Here is a 25,224-nt window from a genome sequence, read left to right as displayed (position 1 = left end):
TCAGTCACATTTATTTTGTCTGGTAAATCGAATGACCTATGCGGTTTTTAAAACCTCGTCGGTCTCATGTGGGTCAAAAACATACCTGATATATCAAAATTGACTGAGTATTAGATTTTTTCTACCCACTCATACAGCTCGGTTAAAGCCGGATCACATTTGCCACAGCCTGAACTGCATGCCGTGCCGGTGGGCAATCTGCGTACATTTCCTTTGCTGATCCACTTGCCCAGCATACCGCGCAGCGCATCTTCATCCATATTAAAACGGTCGACCAAATCTTTTAAAGCGATGCGTTTGCGCTCTTTTAAACAGTCTCGTAAGTCAGATAAAATCATTACATCACCCCATGAACTGGTTTTATTATGTCCTGTCGACCGTATAACCAAAGCCCGAACAATACCGTTAAAAACAATCCCAACAAACCGCTGATCCAGCACAGCGAATAACCAGGATGCTGCATATAAGTAACCGCTTGATAAAAAATAGTTGCCGATCCGTAAGCCAAGCCTGTTGTCCACAACACCACAAACACTGTCCAATTGGCGTTGGTTTCTCGGTAAATGGCCGCAGTTGCCGCCACGCACGGCGCATACAGTAAAATAAACAGCAAATACGCAAACGCACCGGCCTTGCCATCAAAACTGTGTCGCATGGCGGCGTAAGTGTCCGCTTTAACATCTTGCGCACTGGCCGCAGACTCAACACTTAAACCCAGTGGATCTAACACATTATCAGCGATAGCCATAAGATTTTTCGGCACGGTTAAACAGGCATCCAGCAAAGCCTGTTGCAGATTAAACGTGCTATTACTGGCTGCTTTTACCCCGGCTTGCTGGCTGTATAACGCATCCAAGGTACCGACTACGGCTTCTTTGGCCAACACACCGGTAAAAATGCCCACGGTAGCGGGCCAATTGTCTTGCGCGATACCCATCGGTTGAAACAGCGGCGTTAAGCTGCGGCCTATTGCACTGAGTACCGATTGACTGCCGGGTTGCTGGCCAAATGAGCGATCGGTATTTACTGTATTAAGTAAATTCAACACCAATACCATCGGCACAATCACTTTGCCGGCATTAAACAAAAACGATTTTAAGCGATCCCAAGTGCGTATAAATACGCCATTGAGTGTGGGCATGTGATAAGCAGGCAATTCCATAATAAACGGGGTAGTCTCGCCTTTAAACAAGGTATGGCGCATGATCAAACCTGTAAAAACCGCGACCGCAATCCCAAACAAATACAAACCAAACACCAAGTTTTGCCCACCCACCGGAAAAAATGCCGAGGCAAACAAGGCATAAACCGGCAACCTTGCACCACACGACATAAACGGGTTCATTAAATTGGTCAGGATTCTATCCTGCTGTTTTTCCAACGTGCGCGTCGCCATAATGGCCGGTACGTTACAGCCAAAGCCTACAATCATCGGCACAAACGATTTGCCTGGCAAGCCAATCATCCGCATGGCTCGGTCCATAACAAACGCAGCCCTGGCCATATAGCCGGAATCTTCCAGCGCCGACAAAAACATAAACAAAAAGCCCACCACAGGCACAAACGTAGAGACCACTTGTACGCCATTGCCGATACCTTGAGTAATCAACACGGTCAGCCATTGTGGGCTGTGTATTGTGGCCAGCCATACGCCCAAGCCATCCACCAACACCGCACCTACGGCTTGGTCGAAAAAATCCACAAACGCACTGCCGACATTAATCGTACACATAAACATGGTGTACATTACCAGTAAAAACACCGGAATGCCCAAATAGCGGTTAAGGACAATCTGGTCAATTTGTTCGGTTCTGTGCCGACTGATTTCGTGTAGTTTGCACACCGTAGCCAGTGTCAGCGTATTAACGAAACCGTAACGCGCATCGGCGGCCAGTATGTCGATTTCATCGTGGGTATCACTTTCAACTTGGCGTTGCAGTTGCGCAACAGTGGGTAATAAATCGGTTCCGACGATGTGCTTGGCCAGCGTGTCATCTTCTAATAAGCGCAAGGCTAACCAGCGTAAATTACAAGACTTGCGTGCGGCGGTTTCCGCTAATAACGGCGATAACACGGTGACGGCTTGTTCTAAAGCATCGCAATAGGGGATAGTTACTGTTGGAATTTGTTGATTGACAACACTATTTTTAATAGCTGCTTTTAAGTTGTCAATGCCGTGTTTATTGGCGGCAGAAATAGCGACAACAGGGCAGCCTAACTTAGCGCTTAACGCGTCAATATCGATTTTGATGCCGCGTTTTTTAACCGCATCCATCATATTGAGTACCAATATCATCGGCACACGCATTTCAATGAGCTGCGAGGTGAGATACAAATTACGCTCTAAACTGGAGGCATCTACAATATTGATAATGACATTGGCGGCTTTGGAGGCAACGAAATCACGGGCGACTTTTTCATCCAAAGAGACTTGGTCATCAGCGGCTTCTAATGAATACGTGCCAGGCAGATCAACCAAGGTGATGGTTTGATTGGCGTAGCGGTACTCGCCGGTTTTTTTTTCTACGGTAACACCAGGCCAATTGCCCACATGTTGCTTGGAGCCGGTAAGTACATTGAACAGGGTTGTCTTGCCGCAATTAGGATTGCCGACAACACCGATGGTACAGTCAGTTGGCATTACACCCTCTCTAACAGCAATACTGCGGCTTCATCCTTTCTGAGCGTTAACGAAAAACCGCGTAATTTAATTTCGACCGGATCACCCATTGGCGCAAAGCGGGTCACGCTGAATGGTGTGCCAGGGGTTAAGCCCATTGCCAATAATTTTTTACGATAAGCCTTACCCGCCTTATCAAAGCCGGTGATTTTAGCCAAATCGCCCACAGCAAGATGTTTTAAATTTAACGACATACAGTAACACCCTAGGGAGGTCTATAAACGAAAGATCAAAGAAGAATCAATAATCATTCTCATTAGCAATACTATAACAGCAATTTATAACTATTCAATAGCACGGCTAAAAAATAATATCTGGCAATTACACCTTTAAAAACATTGCCGTCATGCAAGATAACACATGATTAACTTAGGAACGCGCACGAAATAACTTGAGCAAGTTCATGCTTCGACAGGCTCAGCACGAACGGTGGTGGCGTTTAAGTTGCTCAAGTTATTTCATGCACGTTCCTTAGTATTTTTTTACATACTCTCTTTAAAATAACGGTCATTTTATTACAAATAAATTGACACTTGCCACTGGATTTTCTTACAATCACTCTAAATGTAAATTGACTTTATATTTTTTAAAATCAATATGTTAATTACAAGTTAATGCCACTGGTAATACACTGTATTTTAACGTTAATGCTTGACTCATTTTGAGGAAAACCATGCCATCCAAAAAAAACTCCCTGCTTTACATTACAGGCCTATTTTTGTTTACGCTTCCTTTTTTTGCTACAGCCCAAGGCATCACGAGCAATGAGATATCGACGTTTGAAAAAAGTCAACCATTTCGAACAGAAGATTACGCAACAGCTCAAAGCGTATTGCCTATAGTGACATCGCTTTCAGACTCGGCATTAGACAATAAAATACAACTGCCGACATCTACACCGGTAGTTAAATCAGTGGGCAGCAGCAAGCTTCAATTTACTGATTCTGCTGTAACCACCCCTACAGCCAATACCTCTTATCCTTTTTATGCCATCGGCAGGCTCTCGTTCACCAAGTCCAATGGCTCTCCAGGTGTTTGTACGGCCAGCATCATAAGACGCGGCCTAGTTCTTACTGCTGGCCATTGCGTGCATTCTGGCAATGGCTCAGTCAGTGGTTATTCTTACAATTTTCGATTTGAACCGGGATATTACAAAGATACCACACCCAATGGCGTTTGGACTGAGATCGAATACCGCCCTTTCGTAGCGCCAGACTGGTACAGCGGCCACAGTAAACCGCCGCACGCAACTGATTATGCTGTTATCATTTTTAAAGAAAAAATCAAAGGCAAGCGCATTGGTGATCACTTGACCTGGCTAGGTTACTGGGAAAATCACATGGTGGGTCATCATGTTACCGTCTTGGGTTATCCTAATAATTTGGATAAAGGTAAGATCCTTCACCGAGTGGATGGTACTGTTGTTAACGGCACAGGTAACATGGGGGAGTTTGGCTCTAATATGGGCACAGGGTCGGATGGGGCTCCGGTTATAGTTAATTTTGGGGAATATTCAGAAGGTGATCCAGCCGGTGGTGATTACCGCAATCGTGTCGTCTCAGTTGTATCGTATACCCCCAAGGCCACCCTGATGAAACAAGCCGGTAGCAAATTCGATGGACAGTTTTCAACTTTCATAAACGACATATGCAAGCTAGTGCCTTCGGCATGCTAGAAATTGCCTTATCTGGTACACATTACCGCTCTCTCAAAAGGATAATCCGTGACCACAGTAATAAAAATTTCCCTGTTTTGTGTAATGGCTTCTACGTTGATTGCCGCTCCCGCCCTGGCGCTCGACACCAAGGCGCAACACGCCGCCATGGCCAATAAAAAGCTTAATCCCGTCATCATCGCCCAAGCGATACCACCCATGCCTAAAGCGGTTGGTAGCAGTAAAATATACTATACAGATTCCCCTGTCATACCGCGTCAAGCAGATGTCACCTTTCCGTATAGGGCTATCGGCAAACTTTGGTTTACCAAGCCCGATGGTTTGGCAGGTGTCTGTACGGGCAGCGTGATAAAGCCCGGCATTGTGCTTACTGCCGGTCATTGCGTACATTCTGGTAATGGCAAAGAAGATGGCTGGTTCAAAGATTTCAAGTTTGCACCGGGCTATCGGAATGGTCCATCGGCACGCTATGGCATTTGGGAGGGGACTGATAATTCTTGGGTAAGAACTGAATGGTATGAAGGTGGCGGCAAAATGCCACACCGAGCTGACTACGCGCTTATCGTCTTTAAAGCCAACAGTGCCGGCAAACGCATTGGCGACCTCACGGGCGTGTTAAATTACAAACTGTCCAGCATGATTGGTCATCATGTTACGGTACTAGGTTATTCCAATAACCTGGATAAAGGCAAAATAAACCACCGAGTAGACAGCAATGTTGCCACAGCTCCCAATAATACCGGAATTTTTGGCTCAAATATGGCGGGGGGTTCGGACGGCAGCCCCGTCATCCTTAACTTTGGCACCCCTGCAACGGGCGATTCGTTAGGATGGGCTAAGCGTAATTTTGTAGTATCGGTTGTATCTTACGGCACTCCGGCATCTCAGATGAAACAAGGCGGCAGTGAATTCGGTAACTGGTTTGAATCACTTATTATTGATTATGCCTGTAAAGAGAGTCCTGAGGCATGCAGCAAATAATTTCTTGCGTTAGCTGTCACAGCGGTAAAAGCGTTTCAGCCGTTATTTCATCTGTTCGCCCTGGCCAGTCCCGCTCGTGGTGAGCTTGTCTAACCACGAACGGATAAGTAGTTGAATTAGGATACCGTTCGCACTGAGCTTGTCGAAGTACACAATTAGAGGTATTCCTAATGCTTATGTCCAACATCAGCGTCACTGGATTTATTTAAAGTCGCATCGATTTCAGCCTGTTGCCTGGCTTTTTCTTGGGCTATGGCCAAGCGAGTTCGCCAGTGATAACTGATGGCGAGCCGACTTTTTTCCATATCAATTTCAGCTTGCCGGACTTCTGCATCCGTCATGATTTTTGGTGGCATGTAGATATCTTCAGCAACGGCGGTAACAGACAGTAGACAAAATACAATCGGTAATAAGGCCTTCATAATCTTCTCGTTATCCATTGGGAGCTATTGCACGGACAAAGGTCGCATCATGTCATGATCTTCGTGTTCCAGAATATGGCAGTGCCACACAAATAACCCAGCATTTTCAAACTTGACATTAATGCGGGTCATCTGTCCCGGCCAAGCAATAACCGTATCTTTCCAGGTTTGCTCATATGGAATTTTGGGTTCTAAGACGGTAGAGAGCTTTATATGCGTTAAACCTTTTAAGTCATTATCGTCTGCGCTAAACGTTCGGCGATCTATAATTTTAAAATGCCCACCGTGTAAATGCACAGGATGTGCATCCACCGTATGATTATAAATTTCCCAGGTTTCGGTAGTAAACGCTTTAGGGACTTCAGTAGGAGGAGCCATCCAATGTTTAATGCCCTCTTTGACAGTGCCTAAAATAGGCAGCACACGACCGTGTGGATCTACAGTTTCTGCCAATAACACTTGGTGCGTTTTAACAGGCTTTAAAACCGTGGTATCCGGTAAGCGAAGCCTAGTTGGCAATGATTTTCTGGGCACGCTTGATAACGGTTGTGTAACCCGAAACTGTATAATTTGATCATCCAGTCCAGCCGTTACCTTGTCATCGCCGTCAGGATATGGCGAGTTTGCCGAATTTTTCAGTATTATGGTCTGGTTATGGGCGGCGGCTGAAAAATCGATCACAAAATCATAGCGTTCACCTGGACCTATGGTTAGACTTTTAGTTGGAACAGGGGCAGGTAAAAATCCACCTTCTGTCCCTAATACATAAAAACCGGCACTGTTGGATAATGTCAAACTATAAAACCTGGCATTGGAACCATTGAGCAGCCTAAAGCGATACTTGCGTGGTTCGACCTCTAAATACGGCCAGGCAATACCGTTCACCACGATTACTTTACCGAAAAATTCTGGCAGCATACTGAGTTTTGGAGCACTCTTAATCTCAGGATTACGGTCAGGGTAGGCTAAAGAACCGTCCGTATGAAACATACGATCCTGTAATGCCAGCGGAATTTCATAGGCACCACTAGGCAAACTGCCATTGTCAATCATGGCTTGTTCGTTGTTATCGCGCAGCACATACAATCCAGCGAGACCAGCATAAACATTAAGCCGGGTGATACCTAAGGTGTGATCATGAAACCATAACAAACTGGCAGCTTGTTTATTTTGCTGAACAAAGGGATCGGGATTATGAGGCACACTATGCCCTGACTCTGAATTAACGAAATCTTCACCTTTTTTACCCAAAGGGGATTTCCAGGCTTCAGGATAACCATCGCTTTTTTCGTCAACTTGTTTAAAGCCATGAAGATGAACTACGCTTCGGATCTGGGGCTCTGCTCGATCTGCACCATGAATAGAGGCATCCAACGGCAGTAAATGCGTTGTAACATCTCGATTATCATTAAATTGAATGAGCGTTTGCTTACCACGTTTGTCCAGCGTGGAATTTGCAATAATCGTATGCGCGGGATAACTAAAGGTTTCCATGCAATCACAATCACCGTAGGCATCTACAGTAGTGGCGGGGAATCCCGGCGGTAAAATATGGGTCTTAATACGGTCAATGTTTAATTTATAGAAATCCGAACCAGAATATGTCTTGGTATCTGGCTTAAATTGGTAGTGTGGTGCCAATAAATTGGTTAATGGTAACGAGAAGGCTGCTTTCCGTATCATCGCTGGGTTTAACAGCAACTTGCTGTAAGTATCGTCTTTTATGCCAGGCAAACTCAATTTCTTAACAGTTCCGGCTGGTATCAATAATGCGGTATTATTGGTTATATTTTTTTCACCGGCGACAGTGCTAACCGTTACTTTAAAAGCCCCAATTTTTTTGCCTGCCATGCTATTTGTCGGCGCAACGGCTAACTTAAAGGTTTCTTTTCCATGCCCCGCTATCGTTTTACTGGACGTACAAGTAAGTTTTTTTGTTGCATTATTGGTAATGCAAACCCAGGCATCGACATTGCGTGCAAACTTAATAGGGGTTTCAATACCTGTTGTCATAGGCATTGTTAGCGTCAGCGGTGCTTTTGCCGTGCTTGTCCCCAGGTTTTTAATAGTTACCGTAATTTCGCTCAACGCGGTTGCCGTTAAGGGAGGAAAAGGCTGCGCGAGTGTAACCGCCAGATCTGGCGCAACAACTGCAGGTGGAAGAGCGGCCTTACGATAAATCAGGCCAATAGCATATAAAATTTTAGTATTTGCTCGGCCTTTAAAACCAACGATCTGATTGCCGGCGGGTACTTTTAAATCAAATTTTTTCGGGCTGGTCTTTGCATCTGCATCACCATACGGGCCTAATACCTTACCCGTGTTGGTGACGAAACTGATTTTCCCTAGATAATCACCATAAGTTCCGTAAGCCCGCACCAGGTATTCATTGGCTGGCCATTTGACTACCGTCCTAGCCCCGGAGCTTGATGTCCCATGTACCGGCAACGCCCTGCCATTTGTTAAGCCTTGAATCGAGGTAATCCACCACTGGGTGCGCAGAGCAATGCCGGTTAATGTCTGTGTGCTGGCCACTTTATCCGTAAACGCAATACCGCCTGCCGCCCCAAAAACAGTGGGTGCGGGCGGCGTAACGGTTGTGAGCTGTTTAATACTCCAATCTACATCAGTTGAATCGCACCAATTGTTTTTGCCTTTATCAATAACAACATATAAACGTGCCGCCTTTTTTACAGGTAAGCGTGGAATGGCAAAACTTGCGCCTTTACCATTGGCTATTACCCCTTGTTTAAGAATGGCTGTTTCTGTTCTTAAAAACCATTTGATACCATCGTGACCCCCTTTATTGCAGTTTATTAAACCGTCATCGGTATCCGTAACCCGACCTGTCATACTAACATTGCCTGCTATGGGGCTTTGCCAGCGCAAAATAAGCTGATTGTCTTTGCCAGGTATCATGTAGAGATAAAATGTTCCTTTGGTGGGTGTACCAATAACGGCTTCTGATTTTATATCTTGCCAGCAACTAAAATTGGGATCGCGAGGCACATGCCAACGTGTCAAATCACAATTACTTTGGTACGTTGGCAGTAAAGTATATTTGGCAGGCTTGGTGTTACCAGGAATATTTTGCATAAAGCCCCATACACCCTTTTGGGTAGGAGACAGTTCTGCACGTATGTCAGACTTGAAGTTCCATGACAGTGCTGCTAGCGCAGTATTTATAGACAACAGAATTAACGTACTTGCCAAAGCTATATTTTTTAACATTAATGGACTCGATTTAAAGTATGGCAGTAACCTTGTTCTTTATAAACTCATCCGTGAAAACCTGTAAAGACTTCTGAAAGCGACGCAGAAATCTAACGATTATAGTGTTAAATGTCAATTAAATTAACGGTTCCAAATAAATCAACAAGGTGTATTTTACGTTTTAAGATAAACATTTCTATCAATGCTGTTCATTGCCCAAAATACAGGCCATCAACTTAAGATGGTATCTACGCTTGTCGAAAGGTTTGTTGTTCATGATTCGACAAGGAACGGATTTTTTAATTGCCCGATCTTTAAGTTGCCAACCTAAAATACACAATGAGGGTAAGTTTAAATTAACCCGTGTTCTCAGTCCTTAATTACGCTAAAATAGCCACCCATCGAGATTACTGATGGTTATCAAGCATTAAAATTGATAGCACTAAATTTTTGTAGGCTATAAATGAAGGTACTTATACTCGGCGCTGGCGTAACAGGTTCGTCGGTTGCTGAAGCGCTAGCGCGTGAAAATAACGATATTGTGGTAGTGGATTTTAAACAGCCACTGCTGGATGCTCTGAAAGAAAAGTTCGATATTGCCACCGTAACCGGTAATGCCGCTCATCCTTGTGTTTTAGAGCAAGCCGGTGTAGAAAACACCGATATGGTCATTGCTGTTACCGACAGTGATGAGACCAATATGTTGGCGTGCATGGTGATCAACACCTTGTACAGCCGGCCCAAAACCATCGCTCGCGTCCGCGCTATTGATTTCTTAAAACACCCACATTTGTTCGGCCCGAATGGTATCCCCATAGACCATGTCATCAGCCCCGAGCAAATTGTCAAAAATGCCATACACAACCTCATTGAATTCCCCGGTGTGCTGCATGTTTCAGAATTTGCAGGTGGTTTGGTGCGTTTGTTTTCCGTTAAAGTCATGGTGGATGGCTTTGTCACTGGCAAAAAAATCAAGGATTTAAAAGGCTTGATGGCCAGCGGCCAAATTCGTATCGTCGCTATTTTTCGCCAGGGCAAGCCACTGGAAGTCACGGGTGATGCCACTATTGAAACGGGCGATGAATTGTTTATTGCTGCACCGCGTGATGAAGTACGTCGTGTACTACGCGCCTTACATAAACTAGAAGCGCCTATTAAAAGAATTATTATCGCTGGCGGCGGCCATATCGGTAAACGTTTGGGTTTGGCCTTGCAAGACGATTATCAGGTCAAGATCATTGAAAAGGATCTCCGACGCGCTAAGAAAATTTCCAATGAAATTGAAAAGGCCATCATCTTAAAAGGCGATTGTTCGGACGAAGCTTTGTTGCTGGATGAGTCTATTGATAGCACGGATTTATTTTGCGCGGTCACCGATAACGATGGTGTAAATATTATTTCCGCCTCACTGGCCAAAAGTTTGGGCGCACGCAGGGTGATTTGCCTGCTGAATAACATGTCTTACAGCAAACTACTGCCAGGCACGGGTATTGATGTCGCGGTATTGCCCAATCAGGAAACGCTGGGCTTTATTTTAAAGCACGTCCGTAAAGGCGATGTGGCGCAAGTCAGCTCATTATGCGGCGGCACAGCAGAGGCGATTGAGGCAGTTGCTCACTTGAATAACGGCTCGCATACTGTAGTCGGGCAACGCGTGGATGCCATTAAATTTCCAGCAGGCATTGTGTTGGGGGCATTAATCCGCAACCAAAAAGTCATTTCTATTCATCATGACAGTGTGTTTGAAGAAAACGACCATGTTGTTATGTTTGCGATGGATAAAAATCTGGTAGTGAACATTGAAAAACTGTTCCAGCCACTCAATTAAGTGATTCCCCAAACAGACCACGTAGCGTCGTTATAACGAGGTCTAAGGTAAATACCTAACATCATGATCGTTATTTTCACCATTATCCATATTTTCGGCCTGGTTACCATAGGATGCAGTAGCCTAATGGCAACCTGTTGGCTGTTGTCACAGATCATACAAGACGGTGCGACTAATGCTTTTTTGCAAGGCACGTTGATTACCTTGATAGCTGGGTTGCTTATGTTTTTCCCGACCCGACACATTCCTAAAAAGGTTTCTCGTCAGGCCGGCTTTCTACTGGTGACCATCACCTGGTCTTTAATCCCAGTATTTTGTACCTTGCCGTTACTGTTCTACATGCCGCAACTCAGTTTTATTGATGCGTATTTTGAAGTGGTATCGGGGCTGACAACAACAGGGGCGACCATACTGAGCGGCCTCGACCATTTACCCAAGTCGATTAATTTGTGGCGACATGAATTAAACTGGATTGCCGGTATGGGCATCATTGTGTTCGCCATTGCCATTTTGCCGATTTTAGGGGTCGGTGGTATGCAGTTGCTTAAATCCGAATCACCAGGTTCGGTTAAAGAATCCGACTTACCCCCGCGCATTGCCCAAACCGCTAAAGCCTTGTGGTATGTGTATGCAGGCTTTACGGTAGCCTGCATTATCGCGCTAAAATTGGCAGGGATGAACTGGTTTGATGCAGTATGCCACGCCTTTGCCGCGATGAGTTTGGGCGGCTTTTCCACCCACGATAGCAGTGTGGGCTTTTTCGATTCCCTGACCATTGAAGTGGTATTGTCCATTTTTCAACTATTAGCGGCCATCAACTTTGCCACCCATTTTGTTGTCCTTAAAAAACAATCATTACGTCCTTATGGCCGCGATGCCGAAGCCAAGGCTTTTTTGGCGCTGGTACTGGGCAGTTGTTTATTAACCGCAGGTGTTTTATGGCATAACGGCACGTATCCAGATTATTTAACAGCCTTGCGCTATAGCTCATTCAATTTAATCACCATTGCCACTGATTGCGGCTTTGCCAACACAGATTTTAATAAGTGGCCTATTTTTGTGCCGATGTGGATGCTGTTTCTCAGCTGTATCTCGGCTTCGTCTGGCTCTACCGGCGGTGGTATGCGTATGATTCGCACTATCATCCTGCTCAAACAGACACGCCTGGAACTGTTTAAATTTATACATCCTAATGCGGTAAAATCAGTAAAAATTGGTCAGAATGTCATCAGCCACAGTATTGTTACTTCGGTCACCGGCTTTATCTTTCTGTATTTTATGTGCATTGTGGTATTGGTGTTTACCCTGTTATTGAGTGGCTTGGATTTTATTACCGCACTGTCTGCTATTGTCGCGTGTTTTAATAACGCAGGCCCTGGCCTTAATGAGGTAGGTCCTGCCAGCAATTACGCAGGCTTGAGCGACTTTCAAACCGGTGTTTGCACGGTGGCCATGCTGCTGGGACGCGTACAGATATTTTCGGTGATTATTTTATTTGTGCCGGAGTTTTGGCGTAAATAATTTTAGCCGTGAGTTTGTGCCGCCTCATACAGCTACTATTTCGGGCGCAGTTTCTTCTGTTGACAGGTTTTTTGTATTACTTATACTGTTCACGTAATACACCATCCTATGGTTAAATCCTATGCAAACCGAAAAAAGTCTTAATGTACGCTTACCTTTGGAGCTTGCTGGTCAACTTGAGGCGCTCACCAAAGCCACTGGACGCACAAAAAGTTTTTTGACTGTAGAAGCGCTGCGCGGCTACATCGAAGTAGAAATGTGGCAAATTCAAGATGTAAAAAGTGGGTTGGCAGAAGCAGACCGTGGCGAATTTGCCAGCGTGGAAGAAGTAGATGCTTTTTTTGCGCAATATGATAGTTAAATGGACGAAAACAGCGCTTAAAAATGTAAGTTTAATCGCTGACTACAGCGCACAAGATAAAGCCGTTCGCACCAACACTTTTGTACAAGAAATCCGCAACAAAACTCATCTGCTTGCTGATTTTTCTGAGCTTGGTCGTCCTGGTCGTGTCATGGGTACACGAGAATTAGTCGTACACAAAAACTATATTGTTGTGTATCGAGTACGCAACGAACAGGTAGAAATTATTCGCGTTCATCACGTCGCTAAACTATGGCCAAAAAGTTTTGAGTAACTGACTTTTACGCCTTTCACAGACAGACTTCATTTATTATTTCAATCGAGATTAATCTCATGTCGGACAACCCAAAAACGCCAGATGCTCATGGCCATAAAACCTCCAGTGCGGCTTTAATATTAGGCGCTATCGGTGTGGTGTATGGCGATATCGGCACCAGCCCATTGTATGCGCTGAAAGAATGCTTTCTCGGTGAACACGCGCCCGCATTGACCCCTGATAATGTCATGGGCGTGTTATCGCTGGTGTTTTGGTCGATCCTCATGGTGGTCACCCTAAAATACCTGATTTTCATTATGAAAGCCGACAACCACGGCGAAGGCGGCATTCTGGCATTGTTTGCCTTAACCCATAAACTCACCGGCGACAAAGGCTGGCTGGCCAAATTTGCGCTGTCGGCGGGTTTATTGGGCGCGGCGCTGTTTTACAGTGACGGCATCATCACCCCCGCCATATCAGTACTCAGTGCCGTCGAAGGTTTGGGCGTTATCGCCCCCAAGCTGGAAACTTTTATCCTGCCCACGGCGCTGGTTATTTTAATTTTGCTGTTTTCCATCCAGCACCACGGCACTGAGCTAATCGGCAAATTTTTTGGCCCGATTATGTGCCTGTGGTTTTTGGTATTGGCCACGCTGGGCGTGATGAATATCTTAAAATACCCAGAGATACTAAAGGCGCTTAACCCACAATATGCCGTGCATTTTATGCAGCACGATCCACTGTTGAGCTTTTTAAGTCTCGGTGCGGTAGTGCTAACGCTAACCGGCGCAGAAGCTTTGTACGCCGACATGGGACACTTTGGCAGGCAGCCGATCCGCTATGCCTGGTTCAGTTTTGTTATGCCGGCCTTGTTGCTCAACTACTATGGCCAGGGCGCATTGCTCATTCAAAACCCCGCTGCCGTACAAAATCCGTTTTATCTGTTAGCGCCACAATGGGCGTTGATACCGCTGGTTATTCTGGCTACTTTAGCCACCGTTATCGCCTCGCAAGCCGTCATCACTGGCGCGTTTTCGTTAACCAAGCAAGCTGTACAACTGGGTTTTTTCCCACGCGTACAAATTCGCCATACCTCCGCCAAGGAAATCGGCCAAATTTACGTACCGATAGTCAATTGGGGGTTATTAATTGGCGTGATATTGCTGGTTATCCTGTTTAAAACCTCCAGTGGACTCGCCGCTGCTTACGGTATCGCGGTAACCGGTACGATGGTGGTGACAACTCTGCTGGCCGGTATCGTCATGCTGAAAGGCTGGCATTGGCACTGGGCAAAAGTCAGCGTGCTGATGGTAGTCTTTCTGGTAGTAGATTTGGCGTTCTTTGGCGCTAACCTGCATAAAATTCCCAGCGGCGGCTGGTTGCCGCTGGCGATGGGGGTAATTATTTTTACTGTGTTGATTACCTGGCGACAAGGCAAGCGCTTAATGGCGATAAGGCTGGCGGAAATCATGCCCTTAACCACTGATACCGCAAAGTTACGCCATGATATTACGCTACACGCATCGGGTACGGCGGTGTTTATGACCAGCAACAGCAAGGCTGTCCCGAACGCATTTTTACACAATATAGAACATAATAAGGTGTTGCATGAGCGCGTGGTGTTTTTGACGCTGGAAGTGGAAGATGAGCCTTATTTACAAGTCGGTGAACGCATTGAAATACAGGACTTGGGATCACAATTTTTCCGTGTAATTTCCCGCTATGGCTTTATGGAAGATCCGGATGTACCGACTACATTAGCCTTATGTGCGCGACTGGGCTTGGTGTTTGATCTGGAAAAAACCTCGTTCTTCTTAAGCCGCGAAATTGCCATTCCGACGGTTCGGCCTGGCATGGCACTCTGGCGTGAGCATTTGTTCAGCTGGATGGGGCGTAACGCTGCCAGTCCGATGGAGTATTTTAATATTCCTACTCACCGTGTGGTGGATTTGGGGTGTCATCTGGATATTTAACAGGCATCGATTAACAAATTTAATACACAGGGTAATCATTCAGTCCCCCTCTTTTTCAAAGAGGGAGGTGAGTGCATACCATTTAGGCAAATACTAAAGCGGCTTATTTCCACGCGCCTAATTTAATTAATTTATTTTTTAAACCTTGGGGTGGCATACCGTGTTGATAGGCTTTTTTTGCATATACCAGTGCATTGTCATATTGCTTAAGATCAATTAACAACAGACTGTAAGCGTATTCCATTTTAGAGGTATCTGGTGCGAGCGTAAGCGCCTGTTCATAAGCAGACACGGCGGCTTTTAAGTGTCCAGTTTTTCGTAAAAAATAGCCATAAAGCGATAAGCTGATAGCATCTTTAGGGCTAAAATGAAGCGCTCGTTGAAAATAACATTCAACCGGCGTTTTTAGCCGAGCATTACTTAATTTGTTGTCAATTTTTAATTGATACCGAGTGATACTCAATAATGCCCGATGATGGTTAGGCCAGGCTCTTAATGTGTAGTCGATATCACTGTCTAAATAGCCACGGTTACCTTTAATTAAGTTTTCCACTTCTGGCGTAAAATGTGCGGATTCAACCAGTATAAGATTTTCTGGTGTATATGATTTTTTTTTCGTGTAATCAAAAGGCCCGTAACCTTGTCCGCCTCCAATACAAGGTGTCCCTAATAAACTGGTGCCCACCCAAGGTGCTTTAGCCTCTGCCCAGACACGGTTTGCTAAAAAAATAAGCGTGTAAAATAATAATAGGCGTTTAATATCCATTTTGATCGGTCTACAGGTATAAAAGTATAGGTAAAAATTCATTAACACATTATTGATAACCACGAAAAATGCCAGCAGCGCCAATAAGTTAATGTGCGGCAAGCCTCTTGAAGTGTCTGCGTTTGTTATAGGTAATTTTGATTCAATGAATCTAATCTTCAGTTTAGTACAATTATGTTTTGAAATTGAATTGATAGGCTCATTTGTGAGGGTAGTAGGCTTGTTGAGCCATGAGTTATTTTTTTTCGATAGATTGGCTATTTCTGCTAGAACAAAAATGACTGAGGCCAGTACTTAGTCAATTTTGATATGTTGGGTATGTTTTTGGCCAGCGTGAAACCTATGAGGTTTTAAAAACCTCGTAGGTCTTTGCAACATACGACAGAACAAAATTGTAGGGTGGATTCACTGCTAGGCAATCCGCCACAATGCGTCTACTGGACATTGGCATTGAGCGTTGATTCGCGGTTTGCTGGCGCGAAACCACCCTACAAGCTCTGATTTCCTGAGCGAGCTTGTATAAATATTTTCTGACATGCTGTAGTTTGTTTTTTCTTAAACGGAACATAAACCATACAACTTTGTTATCGATAATGCGATAAATTATGGCTGATTTTCATCAGCCCAGCGACACCCTTCTGTCAGCGACTTAGAAAAGTCACACCTATGTACGCTATCGAACAGACGATCGTATAAAAAAAGCAAATAATGCCATCTCTGATAGGGAGTCTTATTTACCACTATCAACTTAATGCGGGGCAAAGAATAATAGCATTCAAGTAGGTTAGGCTGCCTGCTGTTTGGCAGGCTCAACCTACATTTTGTCCAGTATTAAGCGGGTAGCCAATACTTGAATGGCAAGCCTATTCGCTTGTCGGCTATTACTTTAAAAGGACATCGTGATGAAATTAACTTGGATACTGGTCGCTGATAATACCCGCGCCCGTTTTTTTACGGCGGCTACGCCATCCTCTGCTTTAGAAGAATTTGATGGCCTGGCGCATCCCGAGGGTCGATTGCATGACCGGGAAATAACCACCGATTTACCTGGACGCATTAAATCTTCTGACGGGGTAGGACATGCCTTTAGCCAGCAAACCGACCCTAAACAACATGAGTCAGATGTGTTTGCGAAGTTAATTAAGGATTGTCTGGTAGAGGCGTACAACGCCCATAAATTTGAACAAATAATTCTGGTAGCAGGGCCGTCTTTTTTGGGGTTACTACGTAGCCAATTGCCAGATCAGTTAGAAAAATCGGTGTGTTATACCGTGGATAAAAGTATAACAACCTTGAGTGTTACGGATATTCGTCAGCACTTACCGGAGTTTTTACCGCATCACTGAGTCAGCGCATGTTATTTATTGGTTTTTGGGGCATTAAGTGCTTACTGCCCATTGGCAATAGGGTGCGCTTAAAGCTCTATAGTAGGCTTTTAGGAACTGGCATTTTACTGTGCTGGTCACTACGGGCGGCGTGGGGACACAATGGCATACTGGATGATCCATTCGCAACCCGTCAACAAGTCAGCCAAAGTTCAGGGGGAAATCAGCAACAGTCTGAAGATCCCTGCCAGCTGAACAGAGCAGACGAACACGCGTGGACGCTGGTGGATATACTTAATCAGGCATTGTGTCACAATCCGCAAACCCGTCAAGCCTGGGCGAATGCACTGTACCAGGCTGGACAAGTCGGTATCGCCAAAGCGGCTTATTTGCCGACGATTACGCTGAATGCCTCAGTGTCACGCAGTATGAATTCAGCCAGCAGCAGTTTGCAAGTTACCAGTATCAGTAATAGCAATGGTGCTACACAACAGATTAATCGTTTTTCGCCGGTACTCAGCTTAAATTATTTGTTGTATAACTTTGGTGGACGCGAAGCGCAGCTTGAAATCGCCCAACAAACCCTAAAAGCGTCGAATTGGACGCATGATGCGGTATTGCAGTCGGTCATGTTGTCTGCCATTCAGGGATATTATCAAGTGTTTGCCACGCAATCCGCCGCAGAAGCGGCCATCATTTCCGAGCAAGCCAGCCAGGCCTCTTTTTTAGCGGCGCAAACCCGACATGAAATCGGTACGGTCGCTTTAGTCGATGAACTCCTGGCGAAAACAGCCTTTGCCCAAACCAAACTGAATCGGCAAAAGACTGAAGGCGATGCCCGGATTGCTAGCGGTACTTTAGCCAATGTATTAGGACTCGAAGCCGATTATCACTTGGCTATTGCCCCGCCTTCTCTCCCTAAACCAGATGCCCAACAAAACAGCTATGTGCATCAACTGATTGAAGAAGCCAAAACTTTACGTCCTGATTTGGCCGCCGCCGAAGCCACTATTAAGGCGGCCGAAGCGAATGTTAAAGCCGCAGAAGCGGGGCATCTGCCGACGATTTCCTTGATTGCCAATTACGGCTACAACCATACCAGCATACCTAGCGATACCCAAAGCTGGACGCTAGGTATGCAAGTGAGCGTACCTCTATTTACAGGCTTCAATACGACTTACCAAATCCGCAGCGCCAAAGAACAGCTTGAGGTTAAACGGGCGAACTTAGATCAGCTGGATCAATCTGTGAGTTTGGATGTTTGGCGATCCTATCAACTATTAAATACCGCCTATGAGAGCTTCAATAGCAGTGAAGCGTTACTGGAAAGTGCGTTGCAAACGCAACAAGTGGCGATGGGCAGTTATGAAGCTGGTGCCGGCACTGTTATCGATCTTTTGAATGCCCAATCTAGTCTTGCCAATGCCCGGCTGCAACTCATCCAGGCACAATATACGTGGCTAACCCAAAAAGCTCAATTGGCGCAGGCCTTGGGGCGGTTAGATTATGCCTCCTTGCCCAGATAAATGATATGACGCGAACAGTGAAAATTTTGCTTGTGCTACTGATGGCAATGGCGGGGACTTATGGTTACCTGAAGTGGCCAAAATCTGCACCTTTACCCCAGTATCGCACCGAAACCTTAGTAAAAGGCAATATTGTCAAATCTGTTTCCGCTAATGGCACGCTCAACCCCGTGGTGTTGGTCAATGTCGGTACCCAGATTTCGGGGGTGGTTAATAAACTGAATGTTGATTTTAATGATCGGGTAAAAAAAAATCAGGTTTTAGCAGAAATTGACCCTGCCTTGATTAATGCGCAACTCGAACAAAGCCAAGCGAATCTCGCCAATGCCAATGCCTCTCTAAAATTGGCTGAAGCCAATGCCAGCCGCGCGAAAGAGCTCTATGGCCAAGATTATATTCCCAGATCAGAACGCGACCAGTCGATCCAGGCGTTAGCGGCTGCCCAGGCACAGGTGAAGTCAGCACAAGGCGTACTTAAACGCGATAAAACCAATTTAGGCTATACCATCATCAAATCCCCCGTTTCCGGAGTAGTGGTGTCGCGGAGTATTGATATAGGCCAAACCGTTGCGGCCAGCTTTACTACCCCCACCTTATTTAAGATTGCCCAGGATTTAAAACGGATGCAGATTGACACCTCGGTTGCCGAAGCTGATGTCGGCGGTGTCCGTATCGGACAAGCGGTCAGTTTTACCGTCGATGCCTATGCTGACCGGCTTTTTAAGGGTAAGGTTCGGCGTGTCAGGCTGGATTCCACAGTGTTGCAGAATGTAGTGACCTATGACGTCGTGGTGGACGTCAATAATCCAGAAGAAATATTATTGCCCGGAATGACGGCCTTCGTTAGTATCGTTATTAAGGAACGCCTAGATACTCTGAAATTGCCTTTGGCAGCACTGAAGTTTCGCCCTAGCGGTACGGTTGCACCAAAGTCTGGCAATATTATTTATCGCTTAGTGGACAACAAAGTCCAGGCCATTCCCGTGCAGATAGGTATTGCTGATGGCAAGTATGTTGAATTAATGAGTGGCGATTTAAAAGCAGGGGATGCGGTTATCTTAGAAGATCTTCAATTAGACAAAACCAAAGTTCAAAGCGCAGCGAAAGAAAACTTCCGGATCAAAGCCTTCTGATGATAAGGCCTTTAATTTGTGTTACCGGACTGTATAAGCAATATTTAGCCAACGTACCCGTGCTTAAGGATATTAATTTCACTATCGAAGGCGGTGAGTTTGTCGCCATTATGGGGCATTCCGGTTCTGGCAAATCTACGCTGATGAATATTCTGGGCTGTTTAGATACCGCCACCGCTGGGCATTATTATCTGGAAGACCGAGATACCGCTACCTTAAACTCAGATGAACTTGCTTTATTACGCAATAACTTGATCGGCTTTGTTTTTCAAGGCTTTAACTTATTGCCGCGTAGCTCACTATTGGACAATATCGCTTTACCGTTACTGTATGCGGGTAAAAGTAAGGCGGCACGGCGTGCAAAAGCGCTAGAGATGCTGGGGCGTGTCGGTTTGGCAGAATTGGGTGAACGTTTACCGAATCAATTGTCAGGTGGGCAACAACAGCGGGTTGCTATTGCCAGAGCCTTGGTTACCGATCCAAAACTGATTCTGGCGGATGAACCCACCGGCAATCTGGATACCCAAACCAGCGAAGACATTATGAAAATTTTTGAGACAATGAATGCGGAGCGGAAAATCACCATTATTCTGGTTACCCATGAACCGGATATTGCTACCCATGCCAAGCGCTTAATACGGGTTAAAGACGGGCAAATCGACAGCGACAAGCCCACATGATTATCGGTGCGTTGCTGGGCGAAGGTTGGTCCGCTATGGTTGCCAACCGGATGCGTACTTTATTGACTATGTTGGGCATGGTATTTGGTGTTGGTGCTGTCATTATGATGTTAGCCATAGGGCAGGGTGCGCAAATGCTGGTGAATGACTCCATAGCCTCTATGGGGAGTAATCTGTTTATTATCTTGTCTGGCTCAACCTCGGCGGGTGGTATTCGGCAAGGTTCAGGCACAGTGCCAACGCTCACTTTGGCTGATGCCCAAGCCATTGGTGAACTGCCTGATATTGCTGCTGTGGCTCCCAATCTTTTTAATACCGCTCAATTAATTTATGCATCGAACAACTGGAGTACCCAAGTGTCAGGTACTACGCCAGCGGTGATGGAAGTGCGTGATATGCAGGTTATTTCAGGGGCGTGTTTTACCGACAGCGATGTTCGTGCCGCCACACGGGTCATGCTGATGGGGCAAACCGTGGTGCGTAATTTGTTTGGTGATGAAAATCCGGTCGGTAAAATGGTCAGAGTGAAAAACAGCCCGTTTATGGTTTTAGGGGTATTGGCGGCTAAAGGCCAAAGCTTGGATGGCCGCGACCAGGACGATACCGTTTTAATCCCCATTACCACAGCACAACGCCAACTATTCGGTAATCAATTTCCCGGTATGGTCAGGATGATTTTGGTCAAAGCCAAATCTGCTGAGGTCATGGCAAAAGCCGAACAAAGCATGAACGAATTACTCAATACCAGACACCGAATTCATGTTGGACAAGAGAATGACTTCTCGGTACGCAACCTCACCGCCGTTGCCCAAGCCGCCGCCAGCACCACAGAAGCAATGTCGACTATGCTGGGAGCGATTGCTTCAGTGTCCCTCTTGGTGGGTGGTATCGGCATTATGAACATCATGTTGGTGTCCGTCACTGAAAGAACCCGCGAAATCGGCATCCGCATGGCAATCGGTGCAAAAAATCGCGATATATTGCTGCAATTTCTGTTTGAAGCCGTGATGATTTCTTTAGCGGGTAGTTTTATCGGTGCTGTGCTGGGTGTCGCCTGCGCGTATTTCTATAGCCAATTCAATGACACGCTGGTCGTAGTCACACTCAGTTCAGTATTGCTTGCTTTCGGCGTAGCTACCGCAGTGGGGGTATTCTTCGGATTTTATCCAGCTGGAAAAGCCGCCAACCTCAAGCCTATAGAAGCGCTTCGCTATCAGTAGGCTGGTGTAAATGGCCAATTTCGACAGGCCTAAGTCAATAGTTTTTTTAACTGCGCTTTGATAACTTTGTTCTTCTCAGAAGGTTGGTTCACACGGCGTATGTAAATCTGCATTATGGATTTTTTTGCCACAGTCAGTAATTCAGAGCATATAAAAATTAAATGTAAATCAATCGATTAGTCCGCATCGAAAGTAAATACTCGTCCAGCCCCTTATGAAAACTATATATTTCAATAGCTTATTTTTTTGCATGTCTTATTATTTATAATCTAATTATAAAATAATCAATAACTTGCAAATGTCAATAAGGTGGCTGGGTGAATATTTACCATCGAAATTAAATTTTCCCAGCAACAAGATAGACAATAGTCAGTTTTCTATCCTGAATTCTCGATGTTCACGTTTCTAAGGAACGTGCATGAAATAACTTGAACAACTTAAACGCCACCACCGTTCGTGCTGAGCCTGTCGAAGCATGAACTTGCTCAAGTTATTTCGTGCGCGTTCCTAAGCTTAAAAATTGAACATCGAGTTAAAGTAATGCCCCAAGCGCTGCACACTCATCACCGGTTAATTCAAACTCGAAAATGGCTAAATCTTCCGCCATGTGCTTGGCCGATGCCGTGCCGGTTAACGGCACAATGCCGATCTGGGTCAAATAGCGGAACAATACCTGTGCGGCATTGCGCTGGTATTGTTTCGCCAAGGTTTGCAGCAGGGTATCTGCCAAAATGTGTGGGTTAGCAGACAGCGTCCAGAAGCTTTGGTAAGCAATCCCGTGTTGCCGGCAAAAATCACGGATGCCACGGTCGTATTGGCTGTCGGCATAAAAACGGTTTTGCAAGACTGCCGGTTTAATCTCTGAGGCGTGATATAGAGCTTCTAAATCCTGTAACTTGTAGCAATTGCTGATGCCCAGTTGCCTGGCTGCGCCACTGTGGAAAATGTCCGTCATTGCCTGCCACACGGCCAAGGTTTGCTGCGGGTTTGGCATGGGCGAATGCAACACAAGGCAATCCAAATAAGGGGTTTGCAGGTTTTTAAGCGATGCCTGGAAGGACTGTGCAACTTGCTCCGCAAGGCTGGCCTTGGCATCGTAAGGTATGCGCAGCGGATCCTGGCCATTTAGAGAGGTAAACTTAGTTTGCAGGTACAGCTCACTACGCTCCAAGCCTTTATTTAAACACACGGCAATCCCCGCACCAACACCGGCTTCGTGGTAATGCTTGGGCTGGCAGCCGGTGTCAATGCCCCGAAAACCCAGGCTTATCGCCTGTTCCACCAGCGCGGCGGTGCGTTCTTGTTTCCAGGCTGTGCCGTAAATGATTTGCGGCATTATCACGCCGTAAGCCGATATCATACGGCCAGCTTCGCCAATAGCTGTAAATCTTGGGTACGTTGGTCAACACGGCGTTGGTAGCTGGCTTGGTTTTTTGTGCAGATCAAACGATAAGGCGTTCCACCTTTTTGGGTTCGGCAATCCACATCGCATTTATGTTGGCTAATGATGCCTTGCAAATGCGTGCGCCGCGCTTCAGCCGCTTTGAAAACCCATTGCTCTTGTTCCGTGTTAGCCAAAAATTGCTTTAGTTCTGCACAATCTGCACACTTACAGTTACTGAATTGGTTATCACGTCGCCAATCGGCTGGTGGTTGTAACTCCAGTGCAACCCGTGCCTGTAAATGTGCCACCACAGCGTCACGCAAACGGGTTACGATAGGCAAATGACGACTACTGGATGCCTCGATTAACCGCAAGGCGGCTGGCAGCAAGATGTCATCCATCTTGTAGGTAGCTGGCCATGCCAACATATAGGTTAAGGCATTGTCTGCCATCGTGGCATCAACGGCACTAAAGCTACGCAATACATCAATCACCAGATCGCTGTCGACCGTTAGCCTGGCAAGTTGCCAAAGCAATAAGTCGGGAAAACGACTCGGGTCACCCGGTAAGGCGCTAAACAGGGTATAAACTGGGGTTAGCAAGTCTTTGGCCGATTCCGGTTTGGCCTTGCAAAAACCGGCCAACAAGGCGGCACAGGCTTTCTGGGAATTTACTGCACTCAGGGCAAGCATTTTTTCCACACCACTGGCAACTTCTGGCCACGGCAACAACCCAGCCGCCTGTACCACGGCGGCGCTGTCATCTTTGTTATGAAAGCCCCTTTCTACCAGCTTTGCCCACACGCGCCTTATGTGCGGGGTATCATTCAAACGATAGTTGTAGTCTAAAAACTGCCGCATACAACTGCCTTTCATCGCGTAGCTGTCGCTTAAATTATTGGATAGGTTGTCCCTTAGAATATAACCGGCCAAGCTATGGGCATCTTGCCATAGTTTTGACGCTGGATCTTTGCCCTCCGCTTCCCAACGTTGGCAAAAATCACCCAGTGCCGGTAGCGAAGCACTGATCCCTGCCTGGTTGACAATGGCCAAATAATAGGCTTTGGGCCATAACACAAAAGCGGCGTGGCGGTAACTGCGCTCAAAAGTGGCACCGGCATTGCCGGTGTATTCCTGAAACTCTTCGTCGTCAAACTCAATGGCATCGAAGGCTTCCAGTGGGCAAAATTCGTTTTCGGTAAATGGCAAGCTGGGCAAAACAGAAGCCGTACCATCAGGCCGCTGCCAATCGGAAATAGATTCGTTGCGCTCTAGCACTTCACCGGCTTCATACTCTTCACCACCATGACGACCCCGTCGGCTATAACCCGAATATTCCGCATCGCAGCTTTCATCAATGGATATCAAGGCCAGATGCAGCTCACAATCAGCTTCCTGACAGGCTGCAATCAAGACATCGGCCATCGCTGCATCGGTATTTTTTAAGGTATCAAAACCGATTTCAGCGGGGGTGTAGGCGTGTTGCAAGGGGTATACCAGTTTTTCCGGTACATCGTCAACCGCTGAGGCCAAATCCGCTGCCCAGTTGCGCAGCAAAGCCGCCACGGTTGCTTGTTCATGGTGGTAATCCGGTGGGGTAGGTAAGGGCAGTTTTTTGTCGGTGCGCAGTAGGTTGTACACCAAGGTTAACCGACAGCCTTCGGTAATTGGCAAGATTTCGTGCATGCAATCGGCATAAAAAGCGGCGTAGCCCACTTCAGAGCTGTCTTCTGCATGCAGATCGAGGGTCGCTTCTTGTTGCTTGTGGCGGATAACCAGTTCGCCGCCCTGGTATTGTGACGGTAGGACAATCACCAAGGTGGCAAACATACCCGGGGATTTTTCACTGTCGCGGTGGCTGACGAAAAAACTACCGGTATCGTAAACCAGCAATTTATACAGTTCGGCGTGGACATCTCCGCTGACTCCCAAGCCATTGGCACAGTGCTTGACGATAGTGCCAAGGTTATCTGGCCAATGCTTACCGCCGATTTTTACCTGGCTGGCATCAATTTGCCAGGTGCGCCTGACTTCGGTATCCACCAGGGTTTGTGCGCCTTTGCCAAACGGGGCGCGTTCGGCAGTCGCTACCAGTTGCTGCATTTGTACGGGCAACAAGGGCAGGGCGATGCGGCCTACACCATCCACCTCCAGTTGCGGTAAAAAAATATCCAGCTTGCCGTTGGCGTAGTAGTCGCCTGGGCTTTCAACGGTTTGCAGGCTGTTGAATAGATGTTCGTTTATGGTAGGCATGGAAAGGTATCCCGTGGGAGAAGTGAAA

20 protein-coding genes are annotated in these 25,224 nt (G+C 46.2%); 12 read left to right on the top strand and 8 right to left on the bottom strand.

The window, feature by feature from the left end:
- Positions 1-110: 110 nt before the first annotated feature.
- From CRENPOLYSF2_RS06190 to CRENPOLYSF2_RS06180, 3 genes are read right to left on the bottom strand one after another with little or no spacing between them, the layout of a single operon-like run.
- Complete coding sequence (locus CRENPOLYSF2_RS06190) at positions 111-338, bottom strand: FeoC-like transcriptional regulator (protein WP_087143080.1); 228 nt, start codon at positions 336-338, stop codon at positions 111-113.
- Positions 338-2,641: a Fe(2+) transporter permease subunit FeoB gene (gene feoB, locus CRENPOLYSF2_RS06185; protein WP_087143079.1), complete on the bottom strand. Its 2,304-nt coding sequence runs from the start codon at positions 2,639-2,641 to the stop codon at positions 338-340. The genes CRENPOLYSF2_RS06190 and feoB overlap by 1 nt, the downstream gene beginning before the upstream one ends.
- Positions 2,641-2,874, bottom strand: coding sequence for a FeoA family protein (locus tag CRENPOLYSF2_RS06180; RefSeq protein WP_087143078.1), 234 nt, complete (start codon positions 2,872-2,874; stop codon positions 2,641-2,643). Before CRENPOLYSF2_RS06180 ends, feoB begins: the two co-directional genes overlap by 1 nt.
- Positions 2,875-3,521: 647 nt before the next feature.
- On the opposite strand from CRENPOLYSF2_RS06180, the gene CRENPOLYSF2_RS06175 reads away from it, so the two are divergent.
- Together CRENPOLYSF2_RS06175 and CRENPOLYSF2_RS06170 are read left to right on the top strand one after the other, a co-directional pair.
- Entirely contained in the window at positions 3,522-4,355 is an 834-nt protein-coding gene (locus CRENPOLYSF2_RS06175; protein WP_176371052.1) for a trypsin-like serine peptidase, read from the top strand.
- Positions 4,356-4,403: 48 nt separating this feature from the next.
- On the top strand, positions 4,404-5,336 hold the full coding sequence (locus tag CRENPOLYSF2_RS06170; protein WP_140396814.1) for a trypsin-like serine peptidase: 933 nt from the start codon (positions 4,404-4,406) through the stop codon (positions 5,334-5,336).
- A gap of 167 nt (positions 5,337-5,503) precedes the next feature.
- Here the strand turns inward: CRENPOLYSF2_RS06170 and CRENPOLYSF2_RS06165 are convergent, their stop codons facing one another.
- A complete protein-coding gene (locus CRENPOLYSF2_RS06165) occupies positions 5,504-5,758 on the bottom strand; it encodes a hypothetical protein (protein ID WP_087143075.1) in 255 nt (84 codons plus the stop codon).
- 24 nt (positions 5,759-5,782) lie between these two features.
- On the bottom strand, positions 5,783-8,989 hold the full coding sequence (locus CRENPOLYSF2_RS06160) for a multicopper oxidase domain-containing protein (RefSeq protein ID WP_087143074.1): 3,207 nt from the start codon (positions 8,987-8,989) through the stop codon (positions 5,783-5,785).
- 445 nt (positions 8,990-9,434) lie between these two features.
- Between CRENPOLYSF2_RS06160 and trkA the strand changes: the two genes are divergently transcribed.
- The 5 genes from trkA (at position 9,435) to CRENPOLYSF2_RS06135 (ending at position 14,910) form a co-directional block, all read left to right on the top strand.
- Complete coding sequence (gene trkA, locus CRENPOLYSF2_RS06155; RefSeq protein ID WP_087143073.1) at positions 9,435-10,799, top strand: Trk system potassium transporter TrkA; 1,365 nt, start codon at positions 9,435-9,437, stop codon at positions 10,797-10,799.
- Between the two features lie 126 nt (positions 10,800-10,925).
- A complete protein-coding gene (locus tag CRENPOLYSF2_RS06150; protein WP_245807923.1) occupies positions 10,926-12,320 on the top strand; it encodes a TrkH family potassium uptake protein in 1,395 nt (464 codons plus the stop codon).
- Between the two features lie 121 nt (positions 12,321-12,441).
- Positions 12,442-12,681 (top strand): type II toxin-antitoxin system RelB family antitoxin, encoded by a 240-nt coding sequence (gene relB / locus CRENPOLYSF2_RS06145; RefSeq protein WP_087143071.1) that lies wholly within the window; start codon positions 12,442-12,444, stop codon positions 12,679-12,681.
- Positions 12,653-12,955 (top strand): type II toxin-antitoxin system RelE/ParE family toxin, encoded by a 303-nt coding sequence (locus tag CRENPOLYSF2_RS06140; protein WP_217884077.1) that lies wholly within the window; start codon positions 12,653-12,655, stop codon positions 12,953-12,955. Before relB ends, CRENPOLYSF2_RS06140 begins: the two co-directional genes overlap by 29 nt.
- Positions 12,956-13,014: 59 nt before the next feature.
- The gene (locus CRENPOLYSF2_RS06135; RefSeq protein WP_087143070.1) at positions 13,015-14,910 is read left to right on the top strand and encodes a potassium transporter Kup; all 1,896 of its coding nucleotides are present in this window, start codon (positions 13,015-13,017) and stop codon (positions 14,908-14,910) included.
- A gap of 103 nt (positions 14,911-15,013) precedes the next feature.
- Here CRENPOLYSF2_RS06135 and CRENPOLYSF2_RS06130 read toward each other — a convergent pair whose 3' ends face one another.
- Complete coding sequence (locus tag CRENPOLYSF2_RS06130; RefSeq protein ID WP_176371051.1) at positions 15,014-15,676, bottom strand: tetratricopeptide repeat protein; 663 nt, start codon at positions 15,674-15,676, stop codon at positions 15,014-15,016.
- 902 nt (positions 15,677-16,578) lie between these two features.
- Here CRENPOLYSF2_RS06130 and CRENPOLYSF2_RS06120 point away from each other — a divergent pair.
- From CRENPOLYSF2_RS06120 to CRENPOLYSF2_RS06100, 5 genes are read left to right on the top strand one after another with little or no spacing between them, the layout of a single operon-like run.
- Positions 16,579-17,022 carry a host attachment protein gene (locus CRENPOLYSF2_RS06120; protein WP_087143067.1) on the top strand — a complete coding sequence of 148 codons (444 nt, stop codon included), beginning with the start codon at positions 16,579-16,581 and terminating at the stop codon, positions 17,020-17,022.
- A gap of 8 nt (positions 17,023-17,030) precedes the next feature.
- Positions 17,031-18,527 (top strand): TolC family protein, encoded by a 1,497-nt coding sequence (locus tag CRENPOLYSF2_RS06115; RefSeq protein ID WP_087143066.1) that lies wholly within the window; start codon positions 17,031-17,033, stop codon positions 18,525-18,527.
- A gap of 17 nt (positions 18,528-18,544) precedes the next feature.
- Positions 18,545-19,660, top strand: a complete 1,116-nt coding sequence (locus tag CRENPOLYSF2_RS06110) for an efflux RND transporter periplasmic adaptor subunit (RefSeq protein WP_245807922.1) — start codon at positions 18,545-18,547, stop codon at positions 19,658-19,660.
- Positions 19,660-20,340 carry an ABC transporter ATP-binding protein gene (locus CRENPOLYSF2_RS06105; RefSeq protein WP_087143064.1) on the top strand — a complete coding sequence of 227 codons (681 nt, stop codon included), beginning with the start codon at positions 19,660-19,662 and terminating at the stop codon, positions 20,338-20,340. The genes CRENPOLYSF2_RS06110 and CRENPOLYSF2_RS06105 overlap by 1 nt, the downstream gene beginning before the upstream one ends.
- Positions 20,337-21,560 carry an ABC transporter permease gene (locus CRENPOLYSF2_RS06100; protein ID WP_217884076.1) on the top strand — a complete coding sequence of 408 codons (1,224 nt, stop codon included), beginning with the start codon at positions 20,337-20,339 and terminating at the stop codon, positions 21,558-21,560. Before CRENPOLYSF2_RS06105 ends, CRENPOLYSF2_RS06100 begins: the two co-directional genes overlap by 4 nt.
- A gap of 532 nt (positions 21,561-22,092) precedes the next feature.
- Here CRENPOLYSF2_RS06100 and CRENPOLYSF2_RS06095 read toward each other — a convergent pair.
- Together CRENPOLYSF2_RS06095 and CRENPOLYSF2_RS06090 are read right to left on the bottom strand one after the other, a co-directional pair.
- Positions 22,093-22,896, bottom strand: a complete 804-nt coding sequence (locus CRENPOLYSF2_RS06095; RefSeq protein ID WP_245807921.1) for an aldo/keto reductase family protein — start codon at positions 22,894-22,896, stop codon at positions 22,093-22,095.
- 20 nt (positions 22,897-22,916) lie between these two features.
- Positions 22,917-25,196 (bottom strand): 2OG-Fe(II) oxygenase, encoded by a 2,280-nt coding sequence (locus CRENPOLYSF2_RS06090; protein WP_087143062.1) that lies wholly within the window; start codon positions 25,194-25,196, stop codon positions 22,917-22,919.
- Between the last annotated feature and the right edge of the window lie 28 nt (positions 25,197-25,224).

This window comes from Crenothrix polyspora (assembly GCF_900163755.1).
GTDB classification, from domain to species: domain Bacteria; phylum Pseudomonadota; class Gammaproteobacteria; order Methylococcales; family Methylomonadaceae; genus Crenothrix; species Crenothrix polyspora.
This window is presented reverse-complemented; position numbering and strand designations above follow the sequence as displayed.